The organism is Micromonospora hortensis (assembly GCF_022230935.1).
In the GTDB taxonomy this organism is placed as follows: domain Bacteria; phylum Actinomycetota; class Actinomycetes; order Mycobacteriales; family Micromonosporaceae; genus Micromonospora; species Micromonospora hortensis.
Genome location: NZ_JAKKFE010000026.1, coordinates 409306 through 429359, shown reverse-complemented (window position 1 = coordinate 429359; position 20054 = coordinate 409306). Strand labels below are relative to the sequence as shown.

The following is a 20054-nucleotide window of genomic DNA, read 5'->3' as shown; positions in this document are numbered from 1 at the left end:
CTGGAGGTCTTATGTCCGAGCCCGCCGACCGCCGCTACGGTCCCGCGACCCTGCCGACGGCCCGGGGTCCGCTCTCCGCGGCGGTCGTGGCGGCTCTGCGGCACCCGCCGCATGACCTGCCGGTCGATCTCGGCGTTGACCTCTACCCGTCGGACCCGTTCACCGACGAGGACCTGCAGCTGACGCTGTTCCTCTGCTACGAGCTGCACTACCGGGGCTGGCGCGGGGTGGACGAGTCGTGGGAGTGGCAGCCGACGCTGCTGGCGCTGCGGGCCCGCTGCGAACGGGTCTTCGAGGCGGCGCTGCGTCGGCTGGTCGGCGCGCCGTCGGTGCCCGCCGCCGGGGTGGCGGCCGGCCTGGCCGAGCTGGTCGCGGCCGACGACGGGCCGTCGCTGGCCGCGACGCTGCAACGCCGCGCCGACCTCACCCAGTTCCGCGAGTTCGTCACCCACCGCTCCGTCTACCACCTGCGGGAGGCGGACCCGCACAGCTGGGCGCTGCCCCGCCTCGGCGGTCCGGCCAAGGCCGCGCTCGTGGAGATCCAGACCGACGAGTACGGCAACGGGCGGCTGGACCGGATGCACGCCGAGCTGTTCCGGGGCACCCTCGACCGGCTGGGCCTGGACACCGCCTACGGCGCCCACATCGACGTGGCGCCGGCGGTGACGTTGGCGACCAACAACCTGATGTCGCTGTTCGGGCTGCACCGACGGTTGCGTGGCGCGCTGCTCGGGCACCTGGCCGCGTTCGAGATGACCTCCTCGCTGCCGAACCGACGCTACGGCAACGGGTTGCGCCGGCTCGGCTTCGACGAGGTGGCCACCCGCTTCTACGACGAGCACGTCGAGGCCGACGCGGTGCACGAGCAGATCGCCGCGCACGACATGTGCGGTGGCCTGGTCCGCGTCGAGCCGGCCCTCGCCCCCGATGTGCTCTTCGGCGCGGCGGCCGGGCTCGCCGTGGACCGGCTGTTCGCCGTGCACCTGCTGAACAGCTGGGCCGCCGGCCGTAGTTCGCTGCGCGCACCCGCAACGCCGGCCGTGCCGCCCACGGTCTCGATTGTCGCGTCGCCCGAGGTGGCCCCGCCCGCGCTCGTCTGAGCCGAGGGGCTTGGCGCATCCGGGAAGCCGTTCGGATCACGCGCGGGCGTATGGGGTCGGCAGGCATAGACGCCCGGCTGTCGGGTGGGGCCTGCCGTGCCCGGTCCGTCCTTTGCTCTGCACCCGCCCGCGCACCACGCACGGTCCGTAACTGGCGCATGGGCGGGTGCAGAGCAAAGGGGACGTGCCTCTGGTGTGGCCCCTCCGCGTCCTCCCGCACGCTGCCGCGGCGACGTGGGGTCAGCCCTCGCGGGTGGTGCCCGCGCGGAAGTTGATCGCCTTGTGGGTGCCGTCGCAGAACGGCTTGAGCGCCGACTTTCCGCACCGGCACAACGCCACAGTGCCCCGCCGCGCATCGATCTGCTCCCCGTCCGGGGTGACCAACGCGAAGTCGCCACGGACCAGCAGCGGTCCGTCCTCGTACGGGGTGATCGTGGCGGCGGCTGGCTCGCTGGTGTCGTCGGTGCGCATGGCCCCGGAAGTGCCCGTCCTGGCCCTGGCGAAACCCGCGCCGCCGAACGCCGGTGATGACCGGGGCACCCCGCTGACCAGCGGAATGTGCCGCCGGGTGGGTGATGCCCCGTTTGAACCCCATCGGGACGGGAAGCCGGGCCGCGTGGTGAGCGAACGAGGCAAGGTGGGGCCGGTGCACAAGGTGCACAAGGGGCTCACGGCCGATGGCGCCGGTCTCGCCGGCGACCGGGTCGTGGCCGCGGGCAGCTCCGCCCGGGTGCTGGTCGCCGCCACCGCCCGGGCGCTGCGCGGGGTCGACTGCGCCGACCTCGGGCACACCGGGCCGACGTCGCGGTTCCCCGGCGCCCCCGAGCCGGTACGTCGTGCCGCGGTCACCCGCGCCGCCGGCCGGGTCGCGCTCACAGTGGCCCAGATCGACGAGGTGGACGCCGCGAGGGTGGCCCGCTGGTTCGTCGACCAGTACCCCCGTCGCCGCTACCCCGGGGTGCTGATCGGCTCTCCGCACGGCGCGGCCGCGCACCTCGCGGTGGCCCTCGGCGTGCCGTGGCTGCCGGCGGGCTTCGAGATGACGGCGCACTGGTCCGACGGCGGGGTGGACCGCCCGGCGGACGCCGCGGAGCATGGCGCGGCACTCGCCACCCGGTTGCTCGCCGGCAACGCCGACCTGCACCTGCGCCAGGTGCACTGCCCGGCCAGCCGGGGCGCGCTGACCGGGGCGACCGTGTCGCTGACCGCCGCGTGGAGGGCCCTACCGGCCGCGTACGCGCGGTTCCTGGCCGACCTGCTGCTGCCGGGTGCCCCCGTGCTGCTGGTCCGCGACGCGCGCACCTGGCCGGCGCTGGAGCGTGGACCGGGGCACAGCTTCCAGGTCGGCTGCCCGGGCAGTGGGCTGGACCCGGTGGACTTCCACCCGGACAGCCACGCGTTGCGGCAGGTGCTGCGCTCCGCCGGCGGCGACGCGACCCGGTGGGAGCCGCCGGAGGTGACAGTGCCCTCCGCGTACGCCGAGCACGGCGTCGACTCGGGCTTCGAACTGGCCGCGCGGGACTGGTCCACCCGGCACCAGCACCCGCTGCACCGGGTGTTGGTGCCCCGGCCGGCGGCGCTGAGCGCGGGCGTGGCCGACCTGTACCGGCGGTGGCTGCGGCGCGCCGGCAAGACCGGTGACCGGTTGGTGGTGGAGTGCGGTCGACTGCTCGACCCGTGGCAGGTGGTGCGGGCGGGGCTGGTGCCGTACTGGTGTGAGAACGCCACCCGCCGCAACGTCGACGAGGCCGAGTGGTGGCTCGCCGGCAGCGAGGCGTTCAGCTCGGTGGACGTGCTGCCCGAGCCGCCCGGGGTGCGCTCACCCGCGCTGGCCGGGCTGCCGCAGTGGCTGGCCGTGGCCGGGTTCGGCCGGCGGCGTCGGGCGCTGGACCGCACCACCGCCCGGGGTTACCCGGTCACCTCGGTGCCCACCCGCCGGGCCACCGAGGTGCTGCGCGCCCAGCCGTACGACCTGCCCGCGCCGCCCCCGCTGGGGGTCGCCGAGGCACTGGCCGTGCTCCGCGACAGCGGCGGCCACCAGGGGTTGTTGGTCTCCTGAGACGGAGCACGCCGAAACATCCTCGCGAACCCGGGGTCCCGTGATTGAGTACCTACGGAGCGGGAACATCGCTGGCTGCGACGGCCTGATTGCGCTGCGCACATGCGGTGTCGCCCGCTGGCATCCCAGTCACTGACCCACTTTCCGGCCCGGTGCGTGGCTCGACCACGCGCACGACCGGTTTCCCGATCCGGGCGGGGGACCTTCCTGAGGGAGGCGCGGATGTTCGGACAGACGAGCACGACCACGACCACGACCCCACCACCACCCAACGATCGAGGTCTGGAGGATCTCGACGCGGCGGCGATGGCGTACGCGGCGCGGATCGCCGGGCTGCCGCCGGAGCGGCGGGGGGAGGCCCGGGACGACCTGGTGCGCTTCGCGCTGCCGTTCGCCGGCCGGCTGGCCCGCCGGTACCGGGGACGCGGGGAGCCACTGGAGGACCTGGAGCAGGTGGCCCGGCTGGGGCTCGTCAACGCCGTCGACCGCTATGACCCGGAACGGGGCTCGTTCACCGCGTACGCCGCGATCACCATCGTGGGCGAGATCAAACGGCACTTCCGGGACCGCACCTGGGGTGTGCACGTGCCCCGCCGACTGCGGGACCTGATCCTCGAGGTGGGGCAGGCCACCGCCGCCCTCACCAGCGAGCTGTCCCGGGCCCCGTCGGTGGCCGAGCTGTCGGCCCGACTGGAGACTCCGCAGGAGGAGATCCTCGCCGCCCTGGAGTCGGCGGCCGGCTACAGCCCGGCCTCGCTGAACGCGCCGGTGGGTGGGGAGAGCTCCGCCGAGTTCGGGGACCTGGTCGGCGAGTCCGACAACGCCCTCGAATCCGTCGACGACCGGGTGACGGTGAGCGGCCTGCTGCACCGACTGCCCTGGCGTGAACGCCGGATCCTCGCGATGCGCTTCTACGGCAACCAGACCCAGGCGGAGATCGCCGCCCGGTTCGGCATCTCGCAGATGCACGTGTCCCGGCTGCTGTCGCGGGCACTCACCTGGCTGCGCCAGGCGATGCTCGCCGACGCGCCGCCGCCCTGGCAGAACGGCGCCGCCGAACCCGACCCGGGCAAGACCCGGATCTCGGTCAAACAGAACGGCGACTCCGTGGTGGTCGAAGTCGGCGGCGAGATCGACCGCGACGGCGCGGACCAACTGCGCCGGGCCATGCTGGAGGCGGTCACCGGCCAGCCCAGCGAAGTGGTCGTCGACCTGGTCGGCGCGGGTGGCTTCGACGCCGGTGGGATCGCCGCGCTGATGGCCGGTCGGGACGCGGCGGAGCGGACCGGGGTGCCGCTGCGGCTGACCCGGGTCCAGCCCGCGGTACGCCGCTCGCTCACCGCCGCCGGCCTGTCGCCGGCCCGGGACTGACGCACACGGACAAGCGAAGGGCCGACACCCCGCGGGGTGTCGGCCCTTCCGCGCGTACCCCCGGTCAGTGCTCTTCGGGGTTGCCGTCACTGTGCGGGTGGCGCCAGCGCTCGTGCGGCTTCGGCGCGTCCTCGGCGTCCTGCGGTGGGTCGCTCTGCTCGAAGCTCGGCCGGCGAACGCCCTCGGGCTCCGGCACGTCCACCGGCCGGGCGCCGGAGCGCGGCGCCGGCTGGTAGTCGACAGCGTCGCGGGCGCCGTGCGCGCCCTCGGCGGACGGCGACTCCGGGGCGTGGTGCTCCATCCGGAACTCCTCGGCGAACTGCTGTGGCGGCTTGGTGGTGCGCTGCGGCAGGTCGCGGCCCAGATCGGCGACGAGCGGGCCGTACTTCAGGTCGAAGGCGGGGCGCTCGGAGCGGATCCGGGGCATCCGGTCGAAGTTGCGCAGCGGCGGCGGGCAACTGGTGGCCCATTCGAGGGAGTTGCCGAAGCCCCACGGGTCGTCCACCGTCACCACCGCCCCGTACCGCCAGGACTTCCAGGCGTTGTAGATGAAGAAGAGGGTGGACAGGCCGAGGATGAACGCGAAGATGCTGGAGATCGTGTTCAGGGTGGTGAAACCGTCGGTGGGCAGGTAGTCGGCGTACCGACGCGGCATGCCCTCGCTGCCCAGCCAGTGGTGCACCAGGAAGGTGCCGTGGAAGCCGATGAACATGGTCCAGAAGTGCGCCTTGCCGAGCCGCTCGTCGAGCAGGCGCCCGGTCATCTTCGGCCACCAGAAGTAGTAGCCGCCGAACAGGGCGAAGACCACTGTGCCGAACACCACGTAGTGGAAGTGCGCCACCACGAAGTAGCTGTCGTGGGTGTGCCAGTCGACCGGCGGGCTGGCCAGCAGGACGCCGGTGAGGCCGCCGAGCAGGAAGGTGACCAGGAAGCCGATGGCGAACAGCATCGGCGTCTCGAAGGTGAGCTGGCCCTTCCACATGGTGCCGATCCAGTTGAAGAACTTCACGCCTGTGGGCACCGCGATCAGGTAGCTCAGGATGCTGAAGAACGGCAGCAGCACCTGGCCGGTGGCGAACATGTGGTGCGCCCAGACCGTCATGGACAGCACGGTGATCGCGATGGTGGCCAGCACGATCCCCGTGTAGCCGAAGAGCGGCTTGCGGGAGAAGACCGGGATGATCTCGGTGATGATGCCGAAGAACGGCAACGCGATGATGTAGACCTCGGGATGGCCGAAGAACCAGAACAGGTGCTGCCAGAGCATCGGGCCGCCGGTGGCCGCGTCGTACACGTGCGCGTTGAGCAACCGGTCTGCCGAGAGCGCCAGCAGCGCGGCGGCCAACAGCGGGAAGACGAGGATCACCAGCACGCTGGTGAACAGCATGTTCCAGGTGAAGATCGGCATCCGGAACATGGTCATGCCGGGCGCGCGCAGGGTGAGGATCGTGGTGATCAGGTTGACCGCGCCGAGGATGGTGCCGAGCCCGGAGACGACCAGGCCGAGCACCCACATGTTCGCACCCACGCCGGGGCTGTTCTCGACGCTGCTCAGCGGGACGTACGCGGTCCAGCCGAAGTCCGCCGAGCCGCCCGGGGCGAGGAACCCGCCGACCACCATGAGGCCGCCGAAGAGGTACAGCCAGTAGGCGAGCGCGTTGAGGCGGGGGAACGACACGTCCGGCGCGCCGATCTGGATCGGCACGATGTAGTTGGCGAACCCGAACGCCGCCGGCGTGGCGAACAGCAGCAGCATCACCGCGCCGTGCGAGGTGAAGAGCTGGTTGTACTGCTCGGAGGAGAGGAACTGCATCCCCGGGCGGGCCAGTTCGGCCCGGATCAGCATCGCCTCCAGACCGGCCAGCAGGAAGAACCCGAAGGAGGTCAGCAGATACAGCAGGCCGATCTGCTTGTGGTCGGTGGTGGCGAGGAACTTGATCAGGGAGTTGCCGGGGATCGGCGCCCGTACCGCTCCCGGGAAGCCCCCGAAACGTGCCGGTGCCAGGATCGCCGGGCCCCGATCGCGACCGGGTTCCGTGGTTACCCGCTTGGGCATGGCTGCTCACCCCGTCGTGACGGCAGAAAGGACGGGCGTGCCTACCCGACCCTCGCACCATGTAACCAGGCCAGAGCGGTAAATTCGGTCAGAACGCTGGTACCGGGCGCAAGCGCCTCGAACGCTCAGGTTGCCGGCAGCATCGCCCAGACGGCCTTGCCCTGACCGGCCGGCACGCTGCCCCACCGCTGGGTCAGCTCCCGGACCAGCATCAACCCTCGCCCACCCTCGGCGTGCAGGTCCGTCCCGCCCGCACGGGCCTGGGCGCTGCTGCCGTCCACCACCGCCAGGTGCAGATACGGCCGGCGCAGGGTCACCGTCACGTGCATCGGCGTGCCGGCGTGGCGCACCACGTTGCCCACCAGCTCACTGAGCACCAACGCGGCCGGGCCGGACGCGTCCGGCAGGTTCCACCGAGCACACGCCTCGGTGACCAGCTCCCGGGCCCGTCGGCAGGCCCCGGCTACCGGCTCCAGCCGGGCCCGCATCCGCAACGTGGACGTCGTGCCGGCCAACCGGGTCGCCTCCGCGCAATCCGCGGAGACCGAAAGCACCCGGCACGTGGTCGACTCGGCCAGCCATCGTGCGGCGACCGGCGACGGGGAGCAGAGCAGCACCGGCACCGCCGGCCACTCCTCGGCCCGGCGGGCGGTCGCGGCGAACACGGACAGCGCCAACCGGTCCTCCACGCTCACCCCGGCCATGTCGACGACCAGCGCCTCCGGCTGGTCGACCAGCGCGTCGCTGAGCGCCCGGTGCACCGAGCGCATCGTGCCCAGGTGCAGCGGGCCGGTGAGCCGGACGACCGCCACCGGTGCCGTGGTACGCACCTCGCAGGTGATCCCGCTCGACATCGGCGCCTCAATTCGCTGCTGGGTCGGGATCTGCCAACTACCCGAGGCCGCTCCCGACGAAACCGGGACCGACGGCTGGGCGACGCAGGTCACGGTGCGCAACACCCAGGTCACGGACGCGATCGGCCGGTCTGGCAGGGGCTCGGCGGTCAGCGACGGGGTCGGCCGGTCAGGAGGCCCAGTGCGATCATCCCGACGCCGAGCCCCAGGTGCAGCCAGCCGTCGGCGTCGTTGACCGGAAGCACGTTCGCCCCGGTGTCGTGATCCACCGCCAGCCCGTAGAGCCACAGCACCAGGTAGACCGCGCCGCCGCCGATCAGGAACGCCCGAGCGCCGGTGACCGTCCGGGCCAACAGCAGACCCACCACCCCGTACGCCAGGTGCACCAGGTTGTGCAGCACCGACACTTGGAAGACGCCGAAGAGGAACGCGCCCGAGTCGTGGCCGGCGAAGCGCAGCGCGTCCATGCCGGTGGTGATCCCCGGCACGAAGCCGAGCACGCCGACCAGCAGGAACAGCACCCCCACCGTCGCCGCCGCGCGACGGACCGGCGGTTTGCCGTCGGCCGGGTTCGGTCGGGCCCGCGAGTGCGCCATCGGTCCGACCATTCCCGGCTCCTCGTCGCGCGGCGGGCATGAGCGCTGCCGGCTACCCGCTGGCGCGACCGGCAAACCGGCCGGCTCCGCCGTCGGTCAGGCCGGCAGCAACCTCGGCACGCTCGCCGACTGCCGGACCCGCTCGTACAGCTCGACGTAACGCTGCGCCATGACCGCGGGCGTGAAACGCTGCGCGGCCACCCGCCGGCACTCGTCGGGGTCGAGCAACTCGGCGGCGAGGACGAGGTCGCCCAACTCCTCCTCGTCGGTGGTGAGCAGCCCGGTGCGGCCGTGCTCGATCAGCTCCGGCAGGCAACCCCGGGCGGTGGCCACCACCGGCGTACCCAGGGCCAGCGACTCGACGACCGCAGTGCCGCCCGGCTCTTCCCACCGCAGCGGGAACAACGACGCGCGGGCGCTGGCGAGCAGGTCGTCGCGCTCCTGGCCGGCCACGGTGCCGACCCAGCGGACCAGGTCACCGTCGACGTGCGGTGCCACCTCGTCGAGGAAGAACCGCACGTCCGGGTTCTGCCGGGCCTCGTCGCCGGCCGCGGCCAGGTCGGCCGGCCGATGGTACGGCCCGACGGGGCCGGCCAGCACCAGCGGAATACCGACCCGGTGCGCGAGCCGGGCGCCCACGTCCTGCCCCTTGCCCGGGTTGATCCGGCCCAGGATGAGCAGGTGCTCGCCCTTGTCCGGTCGGGGCCGCCGGTCGGCGTCGACGGCGAGCGGCGTGGACAGGTGCACGTGCCCCACCGAGTGCTCCCGCAGCGCCAGTGGGGCGCGAGCCAGCTGCGACGCGGAGACGCCGTTGACCCGGACCCGGTCGCCGCCGTCCAGGCTGCCGTAGAGCGCCGGATGCTTGGCCAGGTCCCAGTGCAGGGTGTGCAGGGTCGGCGGTCCGGCCGGCCCCATCGCGGCGAGGGTGGCCAGGCCGACCGCCTCGACGTGATCGTGCACCAAGTCGATGTCGTCGCGGGAGTGCAGCTCCCGGACCACCCCGGCCAGGTGCGCCTGGGCGATCCCGCAGACCTGGTTGTACGGCCGCTGCAACGCGGCGAACTGCCCGTCGGCGAACACCGAGAGCTGCTCGTCCACCGGCAGGGTGCTGCTGCCCACCGAGGAGAGCACCACCCGTACGCCGAGTCGCCGCAGCTCCGGCACCAGCGTGGCGATGACGTTCTCGATGCCCCCGTAGCCGGGCGGTGGCACCGACAGCCACGGGCCGGCGTTCATCAGCACGGTGAGGCTCGTCGCGCTCACGCGGCGGCCACCCGGCGGCGGGGCACCCGGTGGCGCAGTTCGGCCAACGGCGGACGCTCCTCGATCGACACGTCGCTGACCACGATCTCGCGGTCCAGGTTGGGCAGGGTGTCCGAACCACCGCGACGGAACTGGGTCAGCAACGCCTCCGGCGTGAACCCGGGGGTCGCCCACCCGCGCCGCTGCAGCCGGGACCAGGCGGTCAACATGATCTGCGCGGACATCCGACCCAGGGCGGCGGTGTCCTGGTGGCGGTGCTTGCGCTCACCGAGGTCGACCTGCGCCAGCGCGTCCAGACCGACCAGGTCCAGCAGGTCGATCATCATGGCCGTCTCCACCCCGTACCCGGAGACGAACGGCACCTGGGCCAGCACGTCCCGGCGAGCCGCGTACTCACCGGCGAGCGGCTGCACGAAGCCGGCCAGCTCGGGCCAGAAGAGGTTGAGCAGCGGCCGGGCCATCAACTCGGTCACCCGGCCTCCGCCGTCCTGCTCCACGCTGGCGGTGCCCACCAGGGGCCGGTGGTAGAAGCCCTTCACGAAATCGACCGACGGGTCGGTCAGCAGCGGGCCGAGCAGCCCGCTCACGAAGTGCGGTCGGAACTCCCGCAGGTCGGCGTCGATGAACGCCACCACGTCTCCCTCGGCGGCGGCCAGCCCGGCCCAGAGCGCGTCGCCCTTGCCGGTGAGCCGGGGCAACCCCCGGGTCATCGCGTCCTGACTGACCACCTCCGCGCCGGCGGCGCGGGCCACCTGGGCGGTCCGGTCCGTCGAGCGGGAATCCACCACGATCAGCTCGTCGACCAGGGCCACCCGATCCATCAGGTGCTCCCGGATGGTCGACACGATCGCGCCGACCGTGGCCTCCTCGTTGCGCGCCGGCAGCACCACGCTGACCCGGGTCTCACCCTTGGCGCGCATCAGCCGACGGGTCGGCCAGTCCGCCGCGGATGTCGTCCGGTACGTGGCCCACGCCTCCACCACCGGCGACACACTCGATGTCATATCCCGCACGGGCACCCCTCCGTTCGTGCGTGGAAAAACCGAATTTGGTTGTTCCCATTTCTCGTCACGCGCTAACCGCATTCTCGGCAACAGCTTGATCACAGAGGTGACGACAATTCGTTCCCGGGGGATGAACGTTTGATTGCGCACAGCCCAGGGGACTGCTCCCATCGCACATGAAACGTCTTCGAAGGGGTGTCGGGATGCGGAAATGCCGGGTGGGTCTGGTCGGGGCCGGCGGCGTGGCACAGCGTCACGCGCGGGTGCTGACCGGGTTCGACGACGTCGAGCTGGTCGGGGTCACCGACGTCGCGCCGGAGGCCGCGTCCGCGCTGGCCGCACAGCACGGTGGGCGGGCCTGCGCCGACGTCGCCGAGCTGCTGGCCGTCGATCTGGACGCCGTGTACGTCTGCGTGCCACCGTTCGCGCACGGTCCGGCTGAGGAGGCGGTGATCGAGGCCGGGCTGCCGATGTTCGTGGAGAAGCCCGTCGCTGTCGACCTGAGCACCGCCGAGCGGATCGCCGACCTGGTCGCGCGGCGTGGGCTGCGCACCGCCGTCGGCCACCACTGGCGCTATCTGAGCGTGCTCGACCAGGCCCGCGACCTGCTCGCCGACCGTCCGGTACGGATGGTCAGCGGCGCCTGGCTGGACAAGGTGCCGCCGGTGGCGTGGTGGTCGCGGCGGGACCGCTCCGGCGGGCCCGTGGTCGAGCAGGCCGCGCACGTGCTCGACCTGATCCGCGTGCTGGCCGGAGAGGTCACCGAGGTCACCGCGTACGGCAACGGCACCCCACCGCCGGTCGACGGCGCCGACATCGACTCGGTGACCACCGCCGCGCTGCGCTTCGCCGACGGCGCGGTCGGCACGCTCAGCGCCGCCTGCGTCCTGGGCTGGAAGCACCGCGCCGGCCTGGAGATCCTCGCCGACGGGCTGGCCCTCGCGATCACCGAGGACGGGCTGTCGATCCGCGACGCCGACGGCGAACGGCACGTCCCGGCCGACCCCGAAGCCGCCCGGGTGGCGGTGGACCGCGCCTTCGTCGACGCCGTCCGCGGCATCGGCGACGACGTGCGAGTCCCGTACGCCGAGGCCCTCGCGACCCAGCGCCTGGCCCTCGCGGTGTCCGACTCGGCCCGTACCGGCACCACGGTGCGGCTCGCCACCGCGACCGCGCCGGCGGCGCTCGCGACGGGGGTGTCAGTCGATGCGTGACAAGGTCGTGGTGGTCACCGGCCCCGGCCGGGTCGACCTCGTCGAGCAGGACGCCGCCCCGCTGCGCCCCGGCACGTTCCGGGTCGAGACGCTGTTCAGTGGTGTCTCCGCCGGCACCGAGCTGAGCTACGTCAAGGGCACGAACCCCTACCTGAACGTCACCTGGAACGCCGACCTGGGCCTGTTCCAGCCGGGCGCGGCCAGCACGCCCTACCCGGTCACCCGACTCGGCTACATGCAGGTCGGCCGGGTGGTGGAGAGCGAGACCCCGGCCGTCGCGGTGGGAACTGTCGGCGCGATGACGTACGGGCACCGCACCGGCTGGCTGGCCGACCCGGTCGCCGAACGGTTCGTGGCGCTGCCCGACGACCTGGACCCGCTGCTCGGCGTCTACGTCGCGCACATGGGGCCGATCTGCGCCAACGGTCTGCTGCACGCCGCCGCCGACCTGCACGGCACCGACGTCCGCACGCTCGGCGACGGGGTACGCGGCCGACGGGTCGCCGTCGTCGGCGCCGGTGTCGTGGCGCTGCTGACGGCGTTGTTCGCCCGGCGTAACGGCGCAGCGTCGGTGGTGGTGCTCGACCCCACCCCACATCGCCGCCAGGTCGCCGAGGCGCTCGGCCTGGAAACCCTCGACCCCGACGCTGACGACCCGGCGGTGGTGCTCAAGACCCGTTGGGCGCACACCGCCGGCGACCGGGGCGCCGACGTGGTGTTCCAGTGCCGGGGGCAGGCGTGGGCGCTGCACCTCGCCCTGCGGCTGCTGCGGCCCCAGGGCACCGTCATCGACCTCGCCTTCTACCAGGGCGGCGCGGACGCGGTCCGCCTCGGTGAGGAGTTCCACCACAACGGGCTGTCGCTGCGCTGTGCCCAGATCGGCCGGGTTCCGCGCGGGCTCGCACCCACCTGGGACCGCGAACGGCTCTCCGCCGAGACCGTCGACCTGCTCAGGACGTACGGCGACGGGATCCGCAAGCACCTCGTCTCGGCGGTGGTGCCGTTCGACGAGGCGCCTGCCCTCCTGACCGGCCTGGCCGACCGTCGTCGCCAGGAGCTTCAGGTGGTGCTCGCCGTCTGACCCGCCGTCGCCGCGTGCCGGGGGCGGCTACCGTTCGCGACATGAGCACCGTGCAGGACCGGCCGGTTCCCGGCGACACCTCGACCGACCGACCGGCCGGCGACAAGCCCGCGGACCGGTCGGTCGGCCTGGCCGCGTTGCTGCCGTACCTGCGGGAGCACCGCGGCACCCTGGTGGTGGTGGGCGCGCTGTCGCTGATCGGCTCGGCGGCGTCGTTGGCGCAACCGCTGCTCACCCGCTCGGTGCTCGAGCGGATCGGCGGCGAGCAGGGCGTGTCCCGGCTGGTGGCGGTGCTGGTGGCCCTGGTGGTGCTCGGCGCGGCGATCGGTGGGCTGCGCGACTACCTGCTGCAACGCACCGCCGAGGGAGTGGTGCTGGGCACCCGGCGTCGGCTCGCCGGTCACCTGCTGCGGCTGCCCATCGCCGAGTACGACCGCCGACGTACCGGCGACCTGCTCTCCCGGGTCGGCTCGGACACCACGCTGCTGCGCGCCGTCGTCACCTCCGGGCTGTTCGAGACGGTCACCGGGGCGGTGACGGTGGTCGGCGCCGGCACGGCCATGGTGCTGCTCGACCCGCTGCTGTTCGGCGTCACCCTGCTCGGGGTGGCGCTGGGGTTGGTCTTCGCCGCCACCTTCGCCCGCCGGGTCCGGGCGCTGGCCCGGGTCGCCCAGGAGCGGATCGGCGAGATGACCTCGGCGGTGGAGCGGGCCATCTCGGCGGCCCGGACCATCCGCGCCAGCCGCGCCGAGAGCCGGGAGACGGAGACCGTCACCGGCAGCGCGCGGGAGGCCTACGCGGCGGGGCTGCGGGTGGCCCGGGTGCAGGCGCTGGTCGGCCCGATCGGCTCGGTAACCGTGCAGGGCGCGTTCCTGCTGGTGCTCGGCATCGGTGGGGCGCGGGTCGCCGCCGGGGCGATCTCCGTCGGGGACCTGGTCGCGTTCGTCATGTACCTGTTCCTGCTGGCGCTGCCGTTGGGTCAGGTGCTGCGGGCGTACACCCAGTTGCAGTCCGGCCTGGGCGCCCTCCAGCGGATCGAGGAGATCCTCGACGTGCCCGCGGAGGGCGCTGACGACCGCCCGGCGTCCGCCGCCGCGACGGCGACCCCGCGCCGTCCGACCCCGATGATCGAGTTCGACCGGGTCGGCTTCGGCTACCCGGGCGGTGAGCCGGTGCTGCACGAGGTCAGCTTCGCGGTCCCCGCCGGCACCCGGACCGCCCTCGTCGGTCCCTCCGGCGCCGGCAAATCCACACTGCTGGCCCTGGTCGAACGCTTCTACGAGGTGAGCGCCGGCGCGGTCCGACTCGACGGCACCGACGTACGGGACCTGCCCCGCGACGCGCTGCGGGCCCGCCTCGGCTACGTCGAGCAGGAGGCTCCCGTGCTGGCCGGCACGCTGCGGGAGAACCTGCTGATCACCACCCCGGACGCCACCGACGACCGGTTGCGCGACGTCCTCGACGAGGTCAACCTGGGCCACCTGGCGCAGCGCACCGCGCTGGGCCTGGACGTGCAGGTGGGTGAGGGCGGCGTGCTGCTCTCCGGAGGTGAACGGCAGCGCCTGGCCATCGCCCGCGCGCTGCTCGCCGGCCCGCCGGTGCTGCTGCTCGACGAGCCGACCAGCAACCTCGACTCCCGCAACGAGGTCGCGCTGCGCCGCGCCATCGACGCCGTGGCCGTTCGCCGGACCCTGTTGATCGTGGCGCACCGGCTCGCCACGGTGGTCGACGCCGACCAGATCGTCGTCCTCGACGGCGGCCGGGTGGTGGCCGTGGGCACCCACGCCGAACTGACCGCCACCGACCCGCTGTACCGGGAACTCGCCAGCCACCAGCTGCTGGTCGGCTGACCGCGCCCCAGGAAGGCCGACTTGCCGGGCGGCCGGGCCGCGCGCGCCGCCCGGAATCGCGTACCGTTGCCGCTCATGGGTGTGTCGCAACGGTTCAAGAGCAAGTTCCGGCGGTTCCTCCAGCGCCCCGGCTCGACCGTGGATCTTGCTCCACTGGAGAAACTGCTCCCGGCGATCGAGGCGCGCGAGGCTGAGCTCACCGCGCTCGACGACGCCGAGCTGACCTCGGCCGCGGGTGCCGCCGTCGGTTACGAGGAGATCTGCGCCGTCGGCCGTGAGGCCGCCCGCCGTGGCCTCGACCAGCGGCCGTACGACGTGCAGCTGCTCGGCGCGATGTCGCTGCTCTCCGGCAAGGTCGCCGAGATGGCCACCGGTGAGGGCAAGACACTGACCGCCACTGTCGCCGCGTACGGGCACGTCCGGCTCGGCAACGGCCCGGTGCACGTGCTCACCATCAACGACTACCTCGCCCGCCGCGACGCCCAGTGGATGGAGCCGGTCTACACCCTGCTCGGTCTCACCGTCGGCTGGGTCAACGAGGCCTCCACCCCGCAGGAGCGGCGCGACGCGTACGCCTGCGACGTCACCTACGTCTCGGTCAGCGAGGCGGGCTTCGACTACCTGCGCGACCAGCTGGTCACCGACGTGGAAGACCGGGTGCAGCCCGCGCTGACCACCGCCATCGTCGACGAGGCCGACTCGATCATGATCGACGAGGCCCGGGTGCCGATGGTCCTGGCCGGCGCCGTGCCGGGCGAGCAGGACCCGGTGCACGCCGCCGCCGCGCTCGTGCGCGGCCTGCGCAAGGACAAGCACTACACGGTCGCCGAGGACGGGCGCAGCGTGGCGTTCACCTCCGCCGGCCTGGCCGCCATGGAGGCCAAGCTCGGCATCGACCTGTACGACGAGGAGCACGTCGCGCAGCTCTCCGCGGTCAACGTGGCGCTGCACGCGCACGCCCTGCTGCACCGTGACGTGGATTACATCGTCCGGGACGGCTCCGTCGAGCTGGTCGACGAGATGCGCGGCCGGGTGGCCCAGCGCCGCCGTTGGCCGGACGGTCTCCAAGCCGCCGTCGAGGCCAAGGAGGGGCTGGACGCCACCGCCGAGGGCGAGGTGCTCGGCACCATCGCCATGCAGGCGTACATCGCGCTCTACCCGAAGGTCTGCGGGATGACCGCCACCGCGGTGCTGGTCGGCGACCAGTTGCGGGAGTTCTTCGACCTCGAGGTCGCGGTGATCCCGCCGAACACCCCGTGCATCCGCGAGGACGAGCCGGACCGCATCTACGCCACCCGGGCGGAGAAGGACGAGGCGCTGATCGACGAGATCCAGCGTTGGCACGCCAAGGGGCGGCCGGTGCTGGTCGGCACCCTGGACGTCAAGGAGTCCGAGGGGTTGGCCGCCGGGCTGAACGCCGCCGGGGTGCCCTGCGTCGTGCTGAACGCCAAGAACGACGACGAAGAGGCCGCGATCATCGCCGAGGCCGGCGCGTACGGCGCCGTGACCGTCTCCACCCAGATGGCCGGCCGGGGCGTCGACATCCGCCTAGGCGGCAGCGACCAGACCGACCAGGAGCGGGTCGCCGAGCTGGGCGGGCTCTACGTGATCGGCAGCGGCCGGCACGACAGCCGCCGGGTGGACGACCAGCTGCGCGGTCGGGCCGGCCGGCAGGGCGACCCGGGCGGCTCGGTCTTCTTCGTCAGCCTGGAGGACGACCTCGTCGTCCGGCACGCCGCCGACTCGGTGCCGGCCTCGCCGCGGATGAACGCCGACGGTCTGGTGACCGACGAGCAGGTCGACTACGCCGTGGAGCACGCCCAGCGTGTCGCCGAGGGCGTCAACCACGAGATCCACCGCAACACCTGGCGCTACAGCGTGGTGATCGAGCAGCAGCGTAAGGCGCTCGCCGCGCGCCGCGAGCGGTTGCTGACCAGTGACGTGGCCGCGGTGATGCTGCTGGAGAAGGAGCCCGAGAAGGCCGGCGAGATGGACGAGGACCTGCTCGCCCGTGCCGCCCGGTCGATCGCGCTCTACCACCTGGACCGGCTCTGGGCCGAGCACCTGGCCGAGCTGTCGGAGGTCCGCGAGGGCGTGCACCTGCGCGCGCTGGGCCGGCTCGACCCGCTGGACGAGTTCCACCGGGCCGCGGTGCCGGCGTTCAACGACCTGATCCCGGAGATCGAGGCCCGCACCATCGCCACCTTCACCGAGACCGAATTCGATGAGGACTGGCAGCCCGACGACGGCACCCTGGTCCGGCCCACCGCCACCTGGACGTACCTGGTGCACGACAACCCGTTCGGGTCCGAGCTCGACCGTCTGATCGCGTCGATCGGGCGGCGGCTCAGCGGCGCCTCGCGCTGACGTATCGACCATCGGGGCCCCGACCGCGCCTCCGCGGGCGACCGGGGCCCCGATTTACGCCGTTTCGACCCAGGTTTCCCAGGGTAGTAGGGCTGGTCGGTCGAGTCGGGAGAGAGCAGACGATGACACAGGTGACGATGCGTGCCGGGCAGGCGCGAGACGGCACGGAGGCTGCGAACCGGTGAATCTCGACACGCGCGAACCGGTGGTGCACACCCTCGGCGTCCTGGAAGCAGCCGCGCTGTTACGGGAGCTGACCGCCGGGCTGATCGCCCTGACCGACTTTGATGAGGCGCTGCTGGCCCTGGTCCGGGTCACCCGGGACGCCGTCGCCGGGGTGCGCTGGTGCGGGTTCACCGCCCTGCGGGCCGGCGAGCCGGCCGGGGTGGCCGCCTCCGACGAGGGGCTGGCCGGCCTGGACGACCTTCGACACGGGCCGGACACGCCCGCGCTGAGCGCGATCCACCGCCGCGAGATGATCCTCGCCGCCGACCTGACCGGTGAGCCCCGCTGGCCGGCCTGGACGGCGCACGCCCGCGACCTCGGCGTACGCGGGGTGATCTCCGCACCCGTCGACATCGACGACCAGGTCATCGGGGCGATCAACCTGTACGCCGCCGCGCCGGACCTGTTGACCCCGCAACACCAGTTGACCGCCATGCTGCTCGCCGAACACGCCGGCCTGCTGCTCGCCGCCGTCCGCGACCGCAACCGACAGCTCACCCTCGCCGGTGAACGGGACGCCTCACTCCTGCACGACGGGGTGGTGGGCCAGGCCGTCGGCGTGATCATGACGCAGCGCGGATGCCCACCAGCCGAGGCCCTCGACGTGCTGCGTACCGCCGCCTCGTCGCTGGACATCCCGCTGCGCGAGGTAGCCGAGCGCCTGGTCCGGACGGTCTCCCGCCAACGCGACAACTGACCCCGGCGGCGTCCTTCCCGTGGCCCCCGTCGGCCGGTCGGCCCGTCGGCCCGCCGGCCGCGTGGGCCCCGTCGGCTGGGTCGGCCCCGTGGGCCGTTGAGTCGCGTCGACGGGGTGACCGACTCGGTTTTCAGCAAGTCGGGGTGTCACGGGCCGACGGACGCCCCGACGTCCTGAAACCCGAATCGACTGCCCCTCCCGCTGGCCCCCACCCTGAACGGTTGATCATGAAGTTATTGCCCTCCGCTGCGGCGAGTCGCGGCAATAACTTCATGATCAACGGGGTGGGGGCGGGGGGTGACCTTTCCGGAGACGTTTACAGTTGTCGGTCTGGCCGTCCGGCCTTGGCAGGCGGCCGTGGTGCCCGTTCTCCCTGCCGGCGGCGAGTCGGGCGGCATCGTTTCGCCTCAACCGGCCCCGGGTAGCACTCTGGTCAGGTGAGCTGCGCCGACCCGGGGGAGGACCGATGCAGAGCCGGCTGCGGGTGCAGGGGCAACCGATCCAACCGATGCTGGTGACGTTCCCGCTCGGGCTCTTCGTCAGCGCCACCGTCTTCGACCTCACCGACGTGATCGGGGGGCCCGCGTTCCTCGGGGAGGTCGGCTACTGGACCGGCGTCGCCGCCCTCGTCGCCGCCGCGCTGACCGCCGTGGCCGGCATGGTCGACCTGTGGGACGTGCCGGGCGACCGTACCCGCCGCACCGCTGTCGCCTTCAACCTGGTGAACGCGGTGATGGCCGCGATGTTCCTGCTCACCTGCCTGGTCCGGTCGCACTCCCCGCAGCGCGGCGCGTCGGTCGCGATCCTGGTCACCGAGCTGGTCGCGCTGGCCGTCGGCGGGGTCGGCGTGCACCTGGGTGCCCGCCTGATGCGTCAGTTCGACAGCAGCCGCGCCGAGACCGGCGGCCTGGAGGCGCTGGCCGGCTCCACCGGCGAGATCGCCCGCCCCTGACCGACCTGCCGCCCGACCTGCCGCCCTGGCCCGACCCACCCGTCGGGCCTGCTCGACCTGCTGCCCGCCCTGCCGCCCTGGCCCGACCCGCCTGTAGGGCCTGCTCGACCTGCTGCGCGACCTGCTGCCCTGGCCCGACGCGCCCGTAGGGCCTGCTCGACCCGTGAGCCGGGCGGTCGGCCGGTCGGCGGGCCTGGTGCGCGGGGCCGGTAACCGTGCGACTGGTCGGTTTACCATCCCCGGATGACCTCCTCTCTGGACACGCTTCCGAAGATCGGCGCGCCCGCCACCCGGGCCCTGCACGGCGCCGGCTACACCGCGCTGCGCCAGCTCGCGGGCGTTCCTCGGACGGACCTGGCCGCGCTGCACGGCATGGGCCCGAAGGCGCTCGGGATCCTCCAGGCGGCCCTCGAGGAGCACGGGCTCGGCCTCGGCTGAGATCCACCGCGGACGCCCCGGCCGGACGCAGGCAAATGGGTTGCCGGCCGGGTGAGCGGCCGCAAGGCTGAGCGCCATGACCGCTGAGCGTGACGCAGAGGACGTGATCGCGGAGGCCGCCGCCGCGCCCGTCGATGGTTGGGGCTTCGGCTGGCTGGCCGGCCGGGCCACCGAGGAGCGTCCACAGTGGGGGTACGCCCGGCTGGTCGCCGCCCGGATGGCGCGGGCCGACGCGGCGCTGGACGTCGACACCGGCGGCGGGGAGGTGCTCGCCGAGGTGCCTCGTCCACCGAAGCTGCTGACGGCGACCGAGGCGTGGCCGCCGAACGTGGAGGTTGCCCGACGAACCCTGCGCCGGGTTGGCGCGTCGGTGGTCGCGGTCGCGCCGGACGGGCCGCTGCCGTTTCGTGACGCCTCATTCGACCTGGTGGTCAGTCGGCATCCGGTGCGTACCGACTGGGTTCAGACGGCGCGGGTGCTGCGGCCGGGCGGGACGTTCCTGTCGCAGCAGATCGGGGCCGGCACCATGCGGGAGCTGAGTGAGGCGATCCTCGGGCCGCTGCCGCCTCCGACCCAGCGGCACCCCGAGCACGCGGTCGCCGCCGCCGAGGCCGCTGGCCTGCGGGTGGTCGACCTGCGTCGGGCCACGCTGCGGGCGACCTTCGCCGACATCGGCGCGGTGGTCTGGTTCCTGCGCAAGGTGATCTGGACGGTGCCCGGGTTCACTGTCGACCGCTACCGCGCACCACTGCGCGACCTCCACCACCGCATCGCCAGAGAGGGACCTTTCGTCGCCCACGCCCACCGCTTCCTCATCGAGGCCACCCGCCCCTGACGGCCCACCCCCACCCGTCGATCTTGCACTTTCGGCACTCGCAAATGCCGCTGAACTGGGCAATTCGACAACCGAAACTGCAAGATCGGCGG

Annotated in this window: 17 protein-coding genes; 11 read left to right on the top strand and 6 right to left on the bottom strand. The window is 72.9% G+C overall.

Annotated features, from left to right (window positions below; genetic code table 11):
- Positions 1–11: 11 nt before the first annotated feature.
- Positions 12–1100 (top strand): iron-containing redox enzyme family protein, encoded by a 1089-nt coding sequence (locus NIE111_RS20460; protein ID WP_238685898.1) that lies wholly within the window; start codon positions 12–14, stop codon positions 1098–1100.
- A gap of 240 nt (positions 1101–1340) precedes the next feature.
- Here NIE111_RS20460 and NIE111_RS20455 read toward each other — a convergent pair whose 3' ends face one another.
- Complete coding sequence (locus NIE111_RS20455; RefSeq protein WP_238685897.1) at positions 1341–1571, bottom strand: CDGSH iron-sulfur domain-containing protein; 231 nt, start codon at positions 1569–1571, stop codon at positions 1341–1343.
- A 145-nt stretch (positions 1572–1716) separates the two neighbouring features.
- Between NIE111_RS20455 and NIE111_RS20450 the strand changes: the two genes are divergently transcribed.
- Entirely contained in the window at positions 1717–3159 is a 1443-nt protein-coding gene (locus tag NIE111_RS20450; protein ID WP_238685896.1) for a hypothetical protein, read from the top strand.
- 222 nt (positions 3160–3381) lie between these two features.
- On the top strand, positions 3382–4530 hold the full coding sequence (locus NIE111_RS20445; protein WP_238685895.1) for a SigB/SigF/SigG family RNA polymerase sigma factor: 1149 nt from the start codon (positions 3382–3384) through the stop codon (positions 4528–4530).
- Positions 4531–4594: 64 nt separating this feature from the next.
- Here the strand turns inward: NIE111_RS20445 and ctaD are convergent, their stop codons facing one another.
- From ctaD to NIE111_RS20420, 5 genes are all read right to left on the bottom strand, one after another.
- Positions 4595–6586 carry an aa3-type cytochrome oxidase subunit I gene (gene ctaD / locus NIE111_RS20440; RefSeq protein WP_238685894.1) on the bottom strand — a complete coding sequence of 664 codons (1992 nt, stop codon included), beginning with the start codon at positions 6584–6586 and terminating at the stop codon, positions 4595–4597.
- A 125-nt stretch (positions 6587–6711) separates the two neighbouring features.
- On the bottom strand, positions 6712–7440 hold the full coding sequence (locus tag NIE111_RS20435) for an ATP-binding protein (protein WP_238685893.1): 729 nt from the start codon (positions 7438–7440) through the stop codon (positions 6712–6714).
- Positions 7441–7589: 149 nt separating this feature from the next.
- On the bottom strand, positions 7590–8048 hold the full coding sequence (locus NIE111_RS20430; protein WP_372488378.1) for a DUF4383 domain-containing protein: 459 nt from the start codon (positions 8046–8048) through the stop codon (positions 7590–7592).
- An 84-nt stretch (positions 8049–8132) separates the two neighbouring features.
- Complete coding sequence (locus tag NIE111_RS20425) at positions 8133–9272, bottom strand: glycosyltransferase (RefSeq protein WP_238685983.1); 1140 nt, start codon at positions 9270–9272, stop codon at positions 8133–8135.
- Positions 9273–9295: 23 nt separating this feature from the next.
- Complete coding sequence (locus NIE111_RS20420; protein ID WP_274531325.1) at positions 9296–10303, bottom strand: glucosyl-3-phosphoglycerate synthase; 1008 nt, start codon at positions 10301–10303, stop codon at positions 9296–9298.
- Positions 10304–10506: 203 nt separating this feature from the next.
- Between NIE111_RS20420 and NIE111_RS20415 the strand changes: the two genes are divergently transcribed.
- The 8 genes from NIE111_RS20415 to NIE111_RS20380 all read left to right on the top strand — a co-directional run bounded on the left by NIE111_RS20415 (position 10507) and on the right by NIE111_RS20380 (position 19962).
- Positions 10507–11517, top strand: coding sequence for a Gfo/Idh/MocA family protein (locus NIE111_RS20415; protein WP_238685891.1), 1011 nt, complete (start codon positions 10507–10509; stop codon positions 11515–11517).
- A complete protein-coding gene (locus NIE111_RS20410; RefSeq protein ID WP_238685890.1) occupies positions 11510–12598 on the top strand; it encodes a zinc-dependent alcohol dehydrogenase in 1089 nt (362 codons plus the stop codon). Before NIE111_RS20415 ends, NIE111_RS20410 begins: the two co-directional genes overlap by 8 nt.
- A 41-nt stretch (positions 12599–12639) precedes the next feature.
- On the top strand, positions 12640–14448 hold the full coding sequence (locus NIE111_RS20405) for an ABC transporter ATP-binding protein (protein ID WP_238685889.1): 1809 nt from the start codon (positions 12640–12642) through the stop codon (positions 14446–14448).
- 75 nt (positions 14449–14523) lie between these two features.
- Entirely contained in the window at positions 14524–16815 is a 2292-nt protein-coding gene (gene secA2 / locus NIE111_RS20400; protein ID WP_238685888.1) for an accessory Sec system translocase SecA2, read from the top strand.
- A 181-nt stretch (positions 16816–16996) separates the two neighbouring features.
- Complete coding sequence (locus tag NIE111_RS20395) at positions 16997–17737, top strand: GAF and ANTAR domain-containing protein (RefSeq protein ID WP_238685887.1); 741 nt, start codon at positions 16997–16999, stop codon at positions 17735–17737.
- A gap of 466 nt (positions 17738–18203) precedes the next feature.
- A complete protein-coding gene (locus NIE111_RS20390; protein WP_238685886.1) occupies positions 18204–18689 on the top strand; it encodes a DUF2231 domain-containing protein in 486 nt (161 codons plus the stop codon).
- 243 nt (positions 18690–18932) lie between these two features.
- Positions 18933–19127 (top strand): helix-hairpin-helix domain-containing protein, encoded by a 195-nt coding sequence (locus tag NIE111_RS20385; protein ID WP_238685885.1) that lies wholly within the window; start codon positions 18933–18935, stop codon positions 19125–19127.
- 76 nt (positions 19128–19203) lie between these two features.
- Positions 19204–19962: a class I SAM-dependent methyltransferase gene (locus tag NIE111_RS20380; RefSeq protein ID WP_238685884.1), complete on the top strand. Its 759-nt coding sequence runs from the start codon at positions 19204–19206 to the stop codon at positions 19960–19962.
- The last annotated feature ends 92 nt before the right edge of the window (positions 19963–20054 follow it).

Excerpts from the sequence above, each read along its gene's own strand:
- NIE111_RS20435 (WP_238685893.1), bottom strand. The coding sequence starts at position 7,440 with ATGTCGAGCGGGATCACCTGCGAGGTGCGTACCACGGCACCGGTGGCG.
- secA2 (WP_238685888.1), top strand. The coding sequence starts at position 14,524 with ATGGGTGTGTCGCAACGGTTCAAGAGCAAGTTCCGGCGGTTCCTCCAG.
- NIE111_RS20405 (WP_238685889.1), top strand. The coding sequence starts at position 12,640 with ATGAGCACCGTGCAGGACCGGCCGGTTCCCGGCGACACCTCGACCGAC.
- NIE111_RS20380 (WP_238685884.1), top strand. The coding sequence starts at position 19,204 with ATGACCGCTGAGCGTGACGCAGAGGACGTGATCGCGGAGGCCGCCGCC.
- NIE111_RS20385 (WP_238685885.1), top strand. The coding sequence starts at position 18,933 with ATGACCTCCTCTCTGGACACGCTTCCGAAGATCGGCGCGCCCGCCACC.
- NIE111_RS20455 (WP_238685897.1), bottom strand. The coding sequence starts at position 1,571 with ATGCGCACCGACGACACCAGCGAGCCAGCCGCCGCCACGATCACCCCG.
- NIE111_RS20460 (WP_238685898.1), top strand. The coding sequence starts at position 12 with ATGTCCGAGCCCGCCGACCGCCGCTACGGTCCCGCGACCCTGCCGACG.
- NIE111_RS20410 (WP_238685890.1), top strand. The coding sequence starts at position 11,510 with ATGCGTGACAAGGTCGTGGTGGTCACCGGCCCCGGCCGGGTCGACCTC.
- NIE111_RS20445 (WP_238685895.1), top strand. The coding sequence starts at position 3,382 with ATGTTCGGACAGACGAGCACGACCACGACCACGACCCCACCACCACCC.
- NIE111_RS20415 (WP_238685891.1), top strand. The coding sequence starts at position 10,507 with ATGCGGAAATGCCGGGTGGGTCTGGTCGGGGCCGGCGGCGTGGCACAG.
- ctaD (WP_238685894.1), bottom strand. The coding sequence starts at position 6,586 with ATGCCCAAGCGGGTAACCACGGAACCCGGTCGCGATCGGGGCCCGGCG.
- NIE111_RS20425 (WP_238685983.1), bottom strand. The coding sequence starts at position 9,272 with ATGAACGCCGGCCCGTGGCTGTCGGTGCCACCGCCCGGCTACGGGGGC.
- NIE111_RS20430 (WP_372488378.1), bottom strand. The coding sequence starts at position 8,048 with ATGGTCGGACCGATGGCGCACTCGCGGGCCCGACCGAACCCGGCCGAC.
- NIE111_RS20420 (WP_274531325.1), bottom strand. The coding sequence starts at position 10,303 with ATGACATCGAGTGTGTCGCCGGTGGTGGAGGCGTGGGCCACGTACCGG.
- NIE111_RS20390 (WP_238685886.1), top strand. The coding sequence starts at position 18,204 with ATGCAGAGCCGGCTGCGGGTGCAGGGGCAACCGATCCAACCGATGCTG.